Raw genomic sequence first — 12,748 nt, 5'->3', positions numbered from 1 at the left:
GGGGCACCCTTCATTGACGAGTACCCGGAATGTCAAAGGTGTATGCAAACTCAATGGGCGCTTCTGACGTTTCGACAGTGAAGTTAACTGTGCCAGTGAATATTCCTGAAGCTTTATTGTAATAAACAGCGTAGGTACCGCTGTCTGAGTTATAGAATTTTCCAGCGGGTGATTCGATTTTGGCGTAGAACGTGTAGGGGATGGAGCCGTCACCTGTAAACGTGCCCTTTGAGTCTCCTTCTTTGGCCTCCACCACTAAAAGGACTCTTAGTTTTATGCCGTCTGGTTTATCAAGGGATGCGTTTAACTGTAAGTTTGGGCCTACTTCATAAAGAATGACCGTTTCAGCCTTGAAGGCAAATTCTACAGGTCGTGTAACTTCAAGAGATCCCGTTGTGTAATTTTTTAACATGATTAAGTTCTCTCTGTGAGAGTGAGTATCGGAATGCAGCGTTTTCTGCAGGCGAGACGTGATTATGCGCTGGCGTGATAGTATTTCAACTGTCAGGTCTGACAGTGTCGCTGACCACTTGTGTGGCTTATTGTAGGGGGTTTTAATTGCTGTTACTGAGCAGGCTTATTGCTAGTTGCTATAATGACACGGCAGGAAAAACTATTAGTTGCGGGATGTTGTATCAGTAGCGTCGGTCGGTCAGTCAGTCAGTTCGACGCTGCAATTGCAATAACCGAACACTGCGCTGATCCCATGTGAAAAAAGATTCAACTGTGGGAGCGGGCTTGCTCGCGAATGCGGTGCTTCAGCCAACTTATCAGTGACTGACACTCTGCTTTCGCGAGCAAACCCGCTCCCACCGTTGCTCTGCGGTGTGGCTCAGATCGCGGCCAAGGTTTCTTTGAGTGTCTGGGCTGGCGAAGCAGTGGCCTTCGCCGCTGCCTGCTGCTGTTGCTGCTCCTTCAAGCGCTCGGCCACTTGTTTGGCGATGGCGTCTTGTTGTTCCTGGGGCAGCGCCTGCACTTGCTCTTCGGTCAGCCCTTGTTCCTTGAGCAACTGTTCACGAATACGTTCGGCCGGGGATTTGCTCATGTATTCGGTGAACTCGGCACGCGCCCCGTTAGTCGTGGCCTGTAACTGCACGCGAGTCTTGGCGAAGGCTTCGTCGATGCGATCGCTGGCCTTGTCCAATTCCCTCTGCGCGGCCGGCACTGTGACGCTGTGTTGCGCAGCCTGCAAAGCGCCGCTGTACAGCGCACTGGCGGCGGCGTTGGCGGGGTCCATGTCGGGTCGCGTGATCTGTTGCACGTTCGACGCCGCTTGAGTGTTGTTAACCAGCATGATCGGTCACCTATGAAAACAGACGGTGCGACAGCTGGAGCAAATACTGTGCCGGGTGCCGTACCCCAGTGTTACTGGGGCAGGAGTCGTCGGCGCGGCAAGCCTTCTCCTTGTGCGGCCAACCGTTGCCGTCAGTGAGCGATGTTCTCCAGCGCCAGGTTGCGCGTGCGTGGCCCGAACCAACTGATGGTAATCATCACGATCAACATGCTGCTGGCGATAAACGCCAACACACCCGGCGTGCCCAGGTGTTCGAGGATAAAACCGATCAACAAACTGCTGAACACCGTGGATAAACGGCTGAACGAATAACAGAACCCCACCGCCCGTGCACGGATATTGGTGGGGAACAATTCGCTCTGGTAGGAGTGATAACTGAAGCTCAGCCAGGCGTTGCAGAAGGTGATCATCACCCCGCAGAAAATCAGCCCTAACGCGGTGGTTTGCAGGGCAAACAGGCTGCCGAAGATCACCGCCCCCATGGCCGAGCCGACAATCTGCCATTTGTTCTCAAAGCGGTTGGCCACTTTGACGAACAACAGCGGGCCCAGCGGGTAGGCGAGGGTGATGATGAAGGCGTAGAGCAGGCTGTGGGTCACGCTGACCCCCTGGCCCGAGAGCAAGGCCGGCAGCCAGTTGCCAAAGCCGAAGAAGCCGATGGCCTGGAATACATGAAACACGATCAGCATCAAGGCGCGGCGGCGGTAGGGCGGCTGCCAGATATCGGCGAAACGGCCACTGCCTTGCACGCTGATCGCTTCGGGCTCCGGCATCTCCAGCGGCTTGCCGTGATCCTTTTGGCAGCGTGCCTCCAGGTTGTTCAGGATCGTGTCGGCTTCTTCAAAGCGGCCCTGTTGTGCAAGCCAGCGCGGTGACTCCGGCAGGCGCTTGCGCAGTTGCCAGATAAACAGCGCAAACACCGCACTTGAGAGCACCACCCAGCGCCAGCCCGCGATACCGAACGGCGCCTGTGGCACCAACCACCACGACATCAAGGCCACGGCCGGCACCGACAGAAACTGGATAAAAAACGCAAAGGCAAACGCCGAACTGCGCATGCGCTTGGGCACCAGTTCCGAAAGGTAGGCGTCGATGGTCACCAGTTCGATACCTAGGCCAATGCCCACCAGAAAGCGCATGCAAATGATGCCCACGGCCGAGGTTTGAATGCCCATCAACACCGTGGCCACGGTGTACCAGACCAACGCAAAGGTGAAAATCGCGCGGCGCCCGAAGCGGTCGGCGATGGGGCTGAGCAGGCTGGCCCCAAGGAACAGGCCCAGGAATGTGGCCGAGGCGAAAGCGGCCTGGTCCGAGAAGCCGAACACACCTTCGCTGCCGGTATGAAAAATCCCGTCGCTGATCAGGCCAGGGCTGATATAGGCGGTCTGGAACAGGTCATACAGCTCGAAAAAACCGCCGATGGAGAGTAATGCCACCAAGCGCCAAATAGTGGCGACGGCGGGCAGGCGGTCGATGCGGGCGCTGATGTGGGCGGCATGGGTGGGGTCTGAAACGCAGGCGGCGAGTGTGGGCATGAATGACCTTCAGTTAGCGGCAAGTTGTAGGCTTTAAGCCACACCGCTTTTGTTTGGGGGTGCTTAAAGCGCGCAACTGCTTTTCTAATTATGGCCGTCGAGAGCGAAGGTCTTGAAACCGGCGTGTTGGCTGAGGCGCTGGTAATACGCCGCGATGGCGGGGTAGGGTGGCCGCTCCATGGGGGTCATCTGCCATCGATGCACAGAAAGGCCTATCAAGATGTCAGCGAGGGTGAACTCTTCGCCGGCGACGTAGGCGCAGGTTTTGGTCAACTGTTGTTCCAGCAAGGCCATCTTGTCATTCCAGGCCTGCACACCCGCCTGGATGCGTTGCGGGTCCTGATAGTCCGGGTTTTGACGCACCAGTGCGTGGAACGCATAGCCCCACGAAGGGTTGAGTTCGGTGGCTTGCCAGTCCATCCACTGTTCGACCCGTGCACGCAAGGCAGGCTCAACGGGTAGCAAGTCATGGCGCTGATAGAGGCCGACAAGGTAGCGGCAAATGGTATTGGACTCCCACAGCACGCCATGGTCGTCGATCAGCACCGGCACCTGGGCGTTGGGGTTCAAGGCGAGGAAATCGGGGGATTGGGTAGGCTTGAAACCGATGCCCCAGTCTTCGCGCACATAGTCGATGCCCAGTTCCTGACAGGTCCACAGTACTTTGCGCACGTTGATGGAGGAGGTACGGCCCAGGATTTTCAGTGAATGGCCCATGGTGCTTCCCTGAAGATGAAGAGATGACAAGGGCAATTTAGCAGGCGTCGCGGGCTACGACGAGTGTTTGGGTGGTTAGGATTAACGTATCGCTCGCGGGAGTCGAGAAGGCGTTTCAAGAACGTGCAGGCTTTGAATGTTAAAGCCCGCACGTAGCAGCAGGATCATTCTTCACTAAAGTTGTTCACGTTGAAAGTACCCACAAATTCACTTCCCCGAGAGATGAAGGAGAAGTTTCCTGTGAGGTGCTGGGCTTGTCTTATAAGTGTAATGTTGAAGGTTCCGCTTTCGGCATCATAATAGATACCTTCATCACCTATGTAATGGTCGAAATAGGCGAAAGGAATTTTTCCGGGTATAGGGCCAAGTTCCCCTGTGCTCTCGCCATCCGGTGCTGGCAGTGCCAGTCCGACCTGCAGAATTTCATTTTCCTTGTCCTTGATAGAGCAACGGCCCATCACGAGAAGGGTTTGTGTTCTATCGTACAAAAAGATTTGGGTGGCAGCGAACTCGCCATAGGGAGATTTGCTAAGAGTGAAGCTCGCTGTTGATCTGTGACGTTTTCTTTTTTTAGCGTCCATAGTGCAGGCCTCTTTTGACGTAGTAAGGACCACTATTGAGTGCAAGCGGTCATTCGATTAAATGACAACCTTTCAAAGGCGTCTACTGGTAGATCTCACAGTTGTTATGCTGTATTTCAAGGAATAGGGTGAAGGGTTTTGACGCTGCGAGCCGTGATGGCTAACGCGTTAAATTAAGAAGGCTTGCTGCCGATTTCGTAGTCTCAGTCACTGGAAACATCGACTGACGGACGGCGATCGGGAGCAAGCCCCTCCCACTCCATGGCCGATTGAGGTCTTAACAGCGTGGTGTGTGTTGGTCCATGGCCTTGCCCACCAGCAATACGCTCAGCTCGCTCAATTGATGAATGGCCAGGGCTACATCGCGGTGTTTGCCAGTGAGGTCATCGGATAGGTCGAGCAGGAGGGTGCTGACAGAGCAGACGGTTTCGTAGCTGTTGGCCAGTAGGGTTTCGGTGGAGATATCGGGTATGAGCGTGAAGAGGGTGGTTGGCGGCGTATCGATTTGTTTGATCATTAGAGCATCCTGGAATGGGCTGCCGCCGCATCGCTACTAAACGATGGAGGCAACTGTACGCAGGTTAGTAGACCGGTGGACACTCAAAGCCGGCGCACCCGAAAGTGCCCTACGCACAGCCGCCATTAACGCGGGCAGACTTATGCACTTAGAGTGACCGAACTCGGGCTACTAAACCCGATCACCGAGAAATTCAGCGACCGTCAAACTTTAGAGACCGCCACCGAGGCGCACAAGCCGGCGGATTCTGACGTAAGCGTAGGCAGCGGAGCAAGGCGCTTGCTGCAATGTCAGGCACTTCCTACAGGCGTCCCACAGCGCTCTGACTGCTCTTACACGATTACGTAGGAATTCTGAGTTTCAGGTGGTTCAGTTAAAGATTGATTGACTGACCCACCGCCTTCGCGAGCAAGCTCGCCCCCACATTGATTGGGTTTCTTCAGGTGAATCAGGTCAGGCGCCCTGAACATCCCGCGCATCTCGCGCCCGGAACCGTGCGAGCGAATTCGGCCACTGCGGTGGCCTGCGGGGCAGACGACAGGGGCAATTTACCAGACGTTTGGGAGCTGTAGCGAGGTTGGGCAGAGATCAGAAAAGGCAAGCACTTGCCTGACCAGGCGCAGTGCTGCCTTCAGGTGGATGGTTGTGTGGGCGCTTATTGAGGAGCATTGAAATTATTGATGTAGTACACGCCACGTTCGACGGTAATAATGTCGGTTGGGTCGTCGGCGTTGGTGGCTTCGAAGGCAAATTTTGCATCAAGGATATTGTTTTCGTTGTTGACGATTTCAAATGTCCCCGAGGTGGCCGGATATTGATAAGAACCCCCATTAGGATTAGGCACGTTATAAATAACTTGAACATTCCCCTCCTGTTTTGAATCAAGTTTATAGGTGCCTACTGCGAAGTTCTTATCTATTTCAAATGCGATAAAATGGCTGTCCTGTATGAACGCCAGTGTGGTGTTTTTTGTGCCAGGGAAGGTATTCAAGTGGAGAATGTTGTGAGAATCAAAGCTCTGGTTAGCCTCTTTTAAGAAGCCAGTGATTTTGTTGGGCGAATTCATGATGAGTCTCCTTGAGAATTAATGAGCATGCCGGGGGGCTGCGCCTAATATTTAGGCGGTGTACACAGTTCGCGTCTACTGTCATTTATGACAGTTTTCTGTGTCGGCCGATGAGTGGTTGCGTACATTGACAACCGCCTGTTGAAAGGGAAATGGCGATTTCAGGTGGTTTAGTTAAAGATTGATTAACTGACCCACCGCCTTCGCGAGCAAGCCCGCTCCCACAGGGAATCTGTGCCAGGCGCTGATTCTGCGGACACTACATTGATTGTGTTTGGCTCGACGATCAGGTGCTCTCGCGCACCTGCAACTCAAACCCCATATCCACCACCGGCTTGGCCACCTTGTTGCCCGCCATGATCGTCAGCAGATGCTCCGCCGCTCGGCGCCCGATGGCTTCCCGTGGCGTGCTGATGCTGCTCAGGCGCGGCACCATGAAGGAAGAGGCGGGCAGGTCGTTGAAGCCCAGCACGGCTACACGTTCCGGTACCTTGATGCCGTGGCGCAGGGCTTCGAGCAGGGCGCCCTGGGCCAGGTCGTCGTTGCCGAAGAAGATCGCGTCCACATCCGGGTGGGCGGCCAGCAGTTGCAAAAACATTTCGCCACCCAGGCCCACGGAGGAAGGGCGTGGTGTCAGCAGCTCCAGCGCCGGGTCGTACATGCCTGCTTGCTGCAAGGCGCGGCGGAAGCCTTCGCCACGCAGCAAAGTACGTTGGTCCAGTTGTGCGCCGATATAGGCCAGGCGCTTGCGACCCCGGGACAGCAAGTGCGCGGCCGCGGTCTCGCCGGCGGCCAGTTGCGAGAAGCCCACGCAGTTCACCCCGGCATTGGGGTCCAGATCCATCATGTACACGCAGGGCACATTGCTGGCCTCGACCATTCGTCGCGCGCTTTCGGTGCGGTCAAAGCCGGTCAGCAACAACCCTCGTGGCTGGTAGGCCATGTAGTTGCGCAACAGGTCTTCTTCTTCATCGCGTGAATAATGGGAGTTGCCGATCAGTACTTCAAAGCCCTTGGGCCGCAGTACCTGATGGATAGCTTCCAGGGTTTCGATAAACAGCAGGTTGGACAGTGACGGCACCAGCACCACCACCGAATGGCTCTGCGCCGAGGCCAGGGCGCGGGCGGCGGGGTTGACCACGTAGCTCAGTTCGGCGGCGGCCTGTTGCACTTTTTCCACCAGTTCGGTGGCCACCGTGCTGATACCGCGCAGGGCGCGGGAGGCGGTGATCGGGCTGACGCCAGCAAGGCGCGCCACTTCATTGAGGGTAGGGCGGCCCGTTGTGCGGGTATTTTTATCGTTCTTGGAGGTCATCAGGCGGCTTGCCAAACAAAAATCGAGGCACTAAGGTAGCGCTGTCTCCAAAGGGCTGCAAATTATTGAACCTAGGGTTGCCTGATCCGGTTCGAATGATTGGAGCGGATGCACGCGTCACTCCATAAAAATGACAAGTCGGCGCGGGAAAAGCCTGTTTTTGCACTAGCCTTACGCTATGCAAAGGTAGCGCTATCTGCGTCCTGAGGTGTTTCATGAGTCAACCTGTTACCGCCCTGGTCATCATGGGTGTTTCCGGCTGTGGCAAGTCCAGCGTCAGCCAAGCCCTGTGCGCCCTCAACGGCGCCACTGCCATTGAAGGCGACAGCTTTCACCCTGCCGCGAACATCGAAAAGATGAGCGCCGGCCACCCCCTCAACGACGACGACCGCGCCGGCTGGCTCGACATCCTGTGCGATGAACTGCGCCGCGCGTTGAAAGCCGGCGAGCATCCCGTACTGACCTGTTCGGCCCTGAAGAAAAAATACCGTGACCACCTGCGCGAAGCCGCGCCGGGCCTGGGGTTTGTCTTCCTGGAGCTGACCCGCGAAGTCGCCGCCGACCGCGTGTCTCACCGCCCCGGCCATTTCATGCCGGCCAGCCTGATCGACAGCCAGTTCGCCACCCTTGAATCGCCCAAGGGCGAGCCGCTGACCCTGGCGCTCAACGCCAGTGAAGACAGCGTGAAGGAGCTGGCCGAGCAGACCGATACCTGGTGGCGCAAGCACGGCTTTGAACCTACTCATTAATTTTTTGCCGGAAAGATAGCGCTATCCCCGGCAGGAAGTTCAACACCCGCTTTAATAACAACAACAAACAGGAGAGACCCCCCATGTTTGGCATGTCCCACGAGTCTTACCTGCTGCTAGATGCAGTAGTCACTATCATCGGGTTGATCGTACTGATCACCAAGTTCAAGGTGCACCCGTTCATTGCACTGATCATCGCGGCCGGTTTCCTCGGCCTGACCTCGGGCATGCCCGTGGACAAGATCATCAAGGCGTTCCAGGACGGTTTCGGCGGGGTGCTCGGCTTTGTCGGCATCATCCTCGCGCTGGGCACGATGCTCGGCAAGATGATGGCCGAGTCCGGCGGTGCCGATCAGATCGCCCAGACCCTGATCCGCGCCTTCGGCAAAGAGAAGGTCCAGTGGGCGATGATGTTCGCCGCGTTCCTGGTGGGCATCCCGCTGTTCTTCGAGATCGGCTTTGTGTTGCTGATCCCGCTGGTGTTTATCGTCGCCCGGCGTACCGGCGTGTCGCTGATCAAGATCGGTATTCCGCTGCTCGCTGGCCTCTCGGCGGTGCACGGCCTGGTGCCACCGCACCCAGGCCCGCTGCTGGCCATCGGCGTGTTCGGTGCCGATATCGGCAAGACCATCCTGTACGGCCTGATCGTCGCGCTGCCGACCGCCATCATCGCCGGCCCGATCTTCGGTACGTTTATCGCCAAGTACATCCCCGGTAACCCGTCCCAGGAACTGGTGGACCAACTGGCCCGTGAGACCGATAACAAGTCGCTGCCAAGCTTCAGCATCACCCTGATCACCGTGCTGCTGCCGGTGTTTCTGATGCTGCTCAAAACCTTTGCCGACATCGCGTTTGCCGAAGGCAACGTGGTGCGCAACTGGATGGACATGATCGGCCACCCGATCACCGCGCTGTTGCTGGCCTTGCTGTTGTCGCTGTACACCTTTGGCCATCGCCAGGGCATCCACTCCAAGCAGATCCTCAAGCTGCTCGACGCCAGCCTGGCGCCGACCGCCGCGATCATCCTGATCATCGGTGCCGGTGGTGGCTTCAAGCAGATGCTGGTGACCAGCGGTGTGGGTGACGTGATCGGCCATATGGCGGTGAACGCGCAGATCAACCCGATCCTGCTGGCGTGGCTGGTGGCGGCGGTGATTCGGATTGCCACCGGTTCCGCCACGGTCGCGACCATTACTGGCGCAGGCATTGTGGTGCCGGTGGTGGGCATGATCCCTGGGGTTAACCGTGAGTTGCTGGTGCTGGCGACGGGCGCGGGTTCGTTGATCCTGTCTCACGTCAACGATGCGGGGTTCTGGCTGGTCAAGCAGTACTTCAACATGACCGTGGCCGAGACGTTCAAGACCTGGACGGCGATGGAGACCATTCTGTCGATCGTGGCGCTGATCTTCATCATGTTGCTGTCGTTGGTGGTGTAAGCCACACCCCAAAGCAAGAGTGGGAGCTGATCAAATGTGGGAGCTGGCTTGCCTGCGATAGCGGTAGTGAATCCAACACTGCCATCGCAGGCAAGCCAGCTCCCACATTGATTGGGTTTCTTCAGGTAAGGCAGGTCAGGCTTTGCTGACCAACCCATCCGCCCTGAACATCCCGCGAATCCCGCGCACGGCCTGGCGAATCCGGTCCTGGTTCTCGATCAGCGCAAAGCGCACATGATCGTCGCCATACTCACCAAAGCCGATCCCCGGCGACACACACACCTTCGCTTCCAATAGCAGTTTCTTGGCAAACTCCAGCGAGCCCATGGCCGCGTACTGCTCGGGAATCTTGGCCCAGACATACATCGACGCCTTCGGGTTCTCCACCATCCAGCCCAGCTCATGCAGGCCTTTGACCAGCACATTGCGGCGCTGGCGGTACTGCTCGGCGATGTCTTTGACGCACTGTTGGTCGCCTTCCAGCGCCGCAATTGCCGCCACTTGCAGCGGGGTGAAGGTGCCATAGTCGTGGTAGCTCTTGATGCGCGCCAGGGCATTGACCAGTTCCGGGTTACCCACCATGAAGCCGATGCGCCAGCCGGCCATGTTGTAGCTCTTGGACAGGGTGAAAAACTCCACCGCAATGTCCTTGGCGCCGGGTACTTGCATGATCGACGGGGCTTTCCAGCCGTCGTAGACGATGTCGGCGTAGGCCAGGTCGTGCACCACCAGTACGTCGTACTGCTTGGCCAGGGCGATCACCCGTTCGAAGAAGTCCAGTTCCACGCACTGCGCGGTGGGGTTGGACGGGAAGCCGAGGATCATCATCTTCGGCTTGGGGATCGAGCCGCGAATCGCGCGCTCCAGCTCAGCGAAGAAATCCACGCCGGGTATCAGCGGCACCGAACGCACCTGGGCGCCGGCAATCACTGCGCCGTAGATATGAATCGGGTAGCTGGGGTTGGGTACCAGCACGGTATCGCCTTGGTCCAGGGTGGCCAGCATCAAGTGCGCCAGGCCTTCCTTGGAACCGATGGTCACGATGGCTTCGGACTCGGGGTCGATATCCACCGCGTAACGGTCCTTGTACCAGCGCGAGATTGCCCGACGCAGGCGCGGAATGCCTTTGGAGGTGGAGTAGCCGTGGGTGTCGTCACGCTGGGCCACGGTGACCATTTTCTCCACGATATGAGCAGGCGTGGCGCCGTCAGGGTTACCCATGCTCAAGTCGATGATGTCTTCGCCGCGCCGACGCGCAGCCATCTTCAGCTCGGCAGTGATATTGAAAACATAGGGGGGGAGTCGATCTATGCGCGCAAAGCGGCGCGGCGAACCTTGGTCTGCCATTGTTGCCTCGAGGTACGTAAGCGCCCGGAACCGTCCGAGCGACGTCGGCCACTGCGGTGGCCTGCGGGGCAGACAATACGGGCGATGATGGCCCGTTGTCCAGATGCGTAGGAAATTTTTCTACATGGAGTACAACGCGGATATGCCCCTATACTCGATGCGGGTTTGTTCCCTCATAAGAAGGAGACTGTTCGTATGGATCAGCAGACAAAAAAACCGTTGGAGCCACGCCTGGAAGCCGGCAAGGCCCTGGTGATCGCCGGGGTGCAAGGGCGATATTCGAAGGCCACCGTGGGCGATATCCCACGGCTGTGGGAGTTGTTCGATACCTGCATCAAGGACATCAAGAAGCGCGTCGGCGGTGTGACCTACGGGGTGTGCCATAACCCGCATCACGGCGAATTCGATTACCTGGCAGGTGTTGAAGTCCCGGCTAAAAAGGACGTGCCGAGCAATTTCGAGTACATCGAAATCCCGCCGCTCAACTATGCCGTGTTCCCCCACTACGGGCCGGTGCAGGCGCTTGAGCAAACCTACGAGCGCATCATGTTCGAGTGGCTGCCGCACTCGGGCTATAAGGTCATGGGCGCGGATTTCGAGCGCTACAGCGCGGATTTCGATGCCAGGAAGGGCACGGGGACGGTGGAAATCTGGCTGCCGATCGGGGAGCGGGGCTGACACTGCACCGGATGTCACGTAAACAGAACATGTTTACGTGACACTGCCGCTATGGATCAAACCTGAAACTCAACCGGCGCTCATACCCCACGCGGCCCTTGTACGCTTCACCGCGATCCACCCATCCCGCCCCCAGGTACAACCCCATCGCCGCCAGGTTGTGGGCATCCACCGACAACTCCAACCCCATGATCTGCGGCCATGCCTCGCGCGCCACGGCGGGCAACGCCTGCAAACACGCCTTGCCGTAACCACGCCCCTGCTGATGCCGGTCTACCTGTAGCGCGTGGAGGGTGGCGCTGTGTTCATCGGCCCAATGAGGCAGGCACGGTGGGCGCTTGAGCAGCAGGAACGCCACGGGAAGGTCATCGGCCAACAGCGCAAAGCCCTTGACCCCAGGGCTCGGGTTGGTGAGCAGGGTATTGAGGGCGCAATACATATCACCGCAAAACGGCAGTTGTTCAGGGTGAACTTCGATGGCGCCGACGTGCTGTTGTTGCACAGCGTTCAGCGCCTCGTAGGCGACAAGGCGGGTTTGCATCGGGCTGTCCGAACGGCTGCAAGGGAGGTGGCAGTTTATCGGGTTTGGGCCACGGGAAATTATTTTTCAGGAGGATGTCGATTTCCCTCGAGGCCATTCGACTAAGGGTGTCTTCCGTGATTTTCCACCCCAAGGAGTCATCGCCATGAGCACTGCCATCAAGAGCCTGATCGAGCAATGGAAACACGCCGTTTTCAGCCGCGATATCGACCAGATTGTCAGCTTTTACGCCGACGATATCGTCTCGTTCGACGCCGTAACCGCCCTGCAATTCAAAGGCAAGGCGGCCTACCGCGCGCACTGGGAAGCGTGCATGGAGCACTGCCCCGGGCCCGGCATATTCGAGTTTCATGAACTGCATGTCGTCGAAGCGCCAGACAGCGCATTCGCCCATTGGCTGGCCCACTGCGGCGGTGCCGGGCCGGACGGTGAGGTGAAGGCTTGCTGGATGCGCGTGACCGCCGGCTACCAGCGTATCAATGGCCAATGGAAGGTGGTGCACGAGCACTGGTCGGCACCGTTTGATATGCACAGCGGCACGGCGTTGTTCGACCTGAAACCTTGAGCATCGCGAACTATAGTCAGTAGTCCGAAAACGGAGAACGCCATGAAATACCTGTGCCTTATCTACAGCGACGAACAGGTGTTGCACACCTCGCCCGACAGCCCCCATGACTCGGAATGTCTGGCCTACGCCGAGTCCATCCAGGCCAGCGGGCGCATGCTGGCCGCCGAGCCGCTGGAGTCGGTGACCACCGCCACTACCGTGCGCATGCGCAACGGCAAGCTGTCGATCACCGACGGGCCGTTTGCCGAAACCAAGGAGCAGCTCGCCGGGTTCTACCTGATCGATGCCAAGGACCTCAATGAAGCGCTCCAGGTGGCGGGCGGCATTCCGGCTGCCCGGGTCGGCAGTGTGGAAGTGCGCCCCGTGCGCCAATTGGATCTCTCAACACAATAATCAAAAGC

General features: G+C 57.8%; 15 protein-coding genes. 5 read left to right on the top strand and 10 right to left on the bottom strand.

The window, feature by feature from the left end:
* Positions 1-10 precede the first annotated feature (10 nt).
* The 8 genes from N2A98_RS20510 to N2A98_RS20475 all read right to left on the bottom strand — a co-directional run bounded on the left by N2A98_RS20510 (position 11) and on the right by N2A98_RS20475 (position 7,031).
* Positions 11-412 (bottom strand): hypothetical protein, encoded by a 402-nt coding sequence (locus N2A98_RS20510; protein ID WP_044273165.1) that lies wholly within the window; start codon positions 410-412, stop codon positions 11-13.
* Positions 413-832: 420 nt separating this feature from the next.
* Complete coding sequence (locus N2A98_RS20505) at positions 833-1,294, bottom strand: hypothetical protein (protein ID WP_275622574.1); 462 nt, start codon at positions 1,292-1,294, stop codon at positions 833-835.
* A gap of 131 nt (positions 1,295-1,425) precedes the next feature.
* On the bottom strand, positions 1,426-2,832 hold the full coding sequence (locus N2A98_RS20500) for an MFS transporter (RefSeq protein WP_275622573.1): 1,407 nt from the start codon (positions 2,830-2,832) through the stop codon (positions 1,426-1,428).
* A gap of 84 nt (positions 2,833-2,916) precedes the next feature.
* A complete protein-coding gene (locus N2A98_RS20495; RefSeq protein ID WP_044273168.1) occupies positions 2,917-3,549 on the bottom strand; it encodes a glutathione S-transferase in 633 nt (210 codons plus the stop codon).
* A gap of 164 nt (positions 3,550-3,713) precedes the next feature.
* Positions 3,714-4,130, bottom strand: a complete 417-nt coding sequence (locus tag N2A98_RS20490) for a hypothetical protein (RefSeq protein ID WP_275622572.1) — start codon at positions 4,128-4,130, stop codon at positions 3,714-3,716.
* A 277-nt stretch (positions 4,131-4,407) separates the two neighbouring features.
* Positions 4,408-4,647: a DUF6124 family protein gene (locus tag N2A98_RS20485; protein WP_044273170.1), complete on the bottom strand. Its 240-nt coding sequence runs from the start codon at positions 4,645-4,647 to the stop codon at positions 4,408-4,410.
* Positions 4,648-5,302: 655 nt separating this feature from the next.
* Entirely contained in the window at positions 5,303-5,713 is a 411-nt protein-coding gene (locus N2A98_RS20480; protein ID WP_044273171.1) for a hypothetical protein, read from the bottom strand.
* Between the two features lie 286 nt (positions 5,714-5,999).
* On the bottom strand, positions 6,000-7,031 hold the full coding sequence (locus tag N2A98_RS20475; RefSeq protein ID WP_275623626.1) for a LacI family DNA-binding transcriptional regulator: 1,032 nt from the start codon (positions 7,029-7,031) through the stop codon (positions 6,000-6,002).
* A gap of 212 nt (positions 7,032-7,243) precedes the next feature.
* Between N2A98_RS20475 and N2A98_RS20470 the strand changes: the two genes are divergently transcribed.
* Both N2A98_RS20470 and N2A98_RS20465 read left to right on the top strand, forming a co-directional pair.
* Positions 7,244-7,777 (top strand): gluconokinase, encoded by a 534-nt coding sequence (locus N2A98_RS20470; protein ID WP_044273172.1) that lies wholly within the window; start codon positions 7,244-7,246, stop codon positions 7,775-7,777.
* Between the two features lie 83 nt (positions 7,778-7,860).
* The gene (locus tag N2A98_RS20465; RefSeq protein WP_032895592.1) at positions 7,861-9,213 is read left to right on the top strand and encodes a GntP family permease; all 1,353 of its coding nucleotides are present in this window, start codon (positions 7,861-7,863) and stop codon (positions 9,211-9,213) included.
* Between the two features lie 135 nt (positions 9,214-9,348).
* Here N2A98_RS20465 and alaC read toward each other — a convergent pair whose 3' ends face one another.
* Positions 9,349-10,560, bottom strand: coding sequence for an alanine transaminase (gene alaC, locus N2A98_RS20460; protein WP_044273173.1), 1,212 nt, complete (start codon positions 10,558-10,560; stop codon positions 9,349-9,351).
* A 195-nt stretch (positions 10,561-10,755) separates the two neighbouring features.
* On the opposite strand from alaC, the gene N2A98_RS20455 reads away from it, so the two are divergent.
* Positions 10,756-11,238, top strand: a complete 483-nt coding sequence (locus tag N2A98_RS20455) for a GyrI-like domain-containing protein (RefSeq protein ID WP_275622571.1) — start codon at positions 10,756-10,758, stop codon at positions 11,236-11,238.
* Positions 11,239-11,287: 49 nt separating this feature from the next.
* Here N2A98_RS20455 and N2A98_RS20450 read toward each other — a convergent pair whose 3' ends face one another.
* Positions 11,288-11,779, bottom strand: a complete 492-nt coding sequence (locus tag N2A98_RS20450; RefSeq protein ID WP_275622570.1) for a GNAT family N-acetyltransferase — start codon at positions 11,777-11,779, stop codon at positions 11,288-11,290.
* A 145-nt stretch (positions 11,780-11,924) separates the two neighbouring features.
* On the opposite strand from N2A98_RS20450, the gene N2A98_RS20445 reads away from it, so the two are divergent.
* Complete coding sequence (locus N2A98_RS20445; protein ID WP_275622569.1) at positions 11,925-12,344, top strand: nuclear transport factor 2 family protein; 420 nt, start codon at positions 11,925-11,927, stop codon at positions 12,342-12,344.
* A 42-nt stretch (positions 12,345-12,386) separates the two neighbouring features.
* Positions 12,387-12,740 (top strand): YciI family protein, encoded by a 354-nt coding sequence (locus N2A98_RS20440; protein WP_003193695.1) that lies wholly within the window; start codon positions 12,387-12,389, stop codon positions 12,738-12,740.
* Positions 12,741-12,748: the final 8 nt, after the last annotated feature.

It is taken from the genome of Pseudomonas sp. FJ2-5-13, from assembly GCF_029201605.1.
In the GTDB taxonomy this organism is placed as follows: Bacteria; Pseudomonadota; Gammaproteobacteria; order Pseudomonadales; family Pseudomonadaceae; genus Aquipseudomonas; species Aquipseudomonas lactis.
This window is presented reverse-complemented; position numbering and strand designations above follow the sequence as displayed.

Excerpts from the sequence above, each read along its gene's own strand:
- N2A98_RS20465 (WP_032895592.1), top strand. The coding sequence starts at position 7,861 with ATGTTTGGCATGTCCCACGAGTCTTACCTGCTGCTAGATGCAGTAGTC.
- N2A98_RS20455 (WP_275622571.1), top strand. The coding sequence starts at position 10,756 with ATGGATCAGCAGACAAAAAAACCGTTGGAGCCACGCCTGGAAGCCGGC.
- N2A98_RS20470 (WP_044273172.1), top strand. The coding sequence starts at position 7,244 with ATGAGTCAACCTGTTACCGCCCTGGTCATCATGGGTGTTTCCGGCTGT.
- N2A98_RS20445 (WP_275622569.1), top strand. The coding sequence starts at position 11,925 with ATGAGCACTGCCATCAAGAGCCTGATCGAGCAATGGAAACACGCCGTT.
- N2A98_RS20440 (WP_003193695.1), top strand. The coding sequence starts at position 12,387 with ATGAAATACCTGTGCCTTATCTACAGCGACGAACAGGTGTTGCACACC.
- N2A98_RS20485 (WP_044273170.1), bottom strand. The coding sequence starts at position 4,647 with ATGATCAAACAAATCGATACGCCGCCAACCACCCTCTTCACGCTCATA.
- N2A98_RS20495 (WP_044273168.1), bottom strand. The coding sequence starts at position 3,549 with ATGGGCCATTCACTGAAAATCCTGGGCCGTACCTCCTCCATCAACGTG.
- N2A98_RS20505 (WP_275622574.1), bottom strand. The coding sequence starts at position 1,294 with ATGCTGGTTAACAACACTCAAGCGGCGTCGAACGTGCAACAGATCACG.
- N2A98_RS20510 (WP_044273165.1), bottom strand. The coding sequence starts at position 412 with ATGTTAAAAAATTACACAACGGGATCTCTTGAAGTTACACGACCTGTA.
- N2A98_RS20480 (WP_044273171.1), bottom strand. The coding sequence starts at position 5,713 with ATGAATTCGCCCAACAAAATCACTGGCTTCTTAAAAGAGGCTAACCAG.
- N2A98_RS20490 (WP_275622572.1), bottom strand. The coding sequence starts at position 4,130 with ATGGACGCTAAAAAAAGAAAACGTCACAGATCAACAGCGAGCTTCACT.
- alaC (WP_044273173.1), bottom strand. The coding sequence starts at position 10,560 with ATGGCAGACCAAGGTTCGCCGCGCCGCTTTGCGCGCATAGATCGACTC.
- N2A98_RS20500 (WP_275622573.1), bottom strand. The coding sequence starts at position 2,832 with ATGCCCACACTCGCCGCCTGCGTTTCAGACCCCACCCATGCCGCCCAC.
- N2A98_RS20450 (WP_275622570.1), bottom strand. The coding sequence starts at position 11,779 with ATGCAAACCCGCCTTGTCGCCTACGAGGCGCTGAACGCTGTGCAACAA.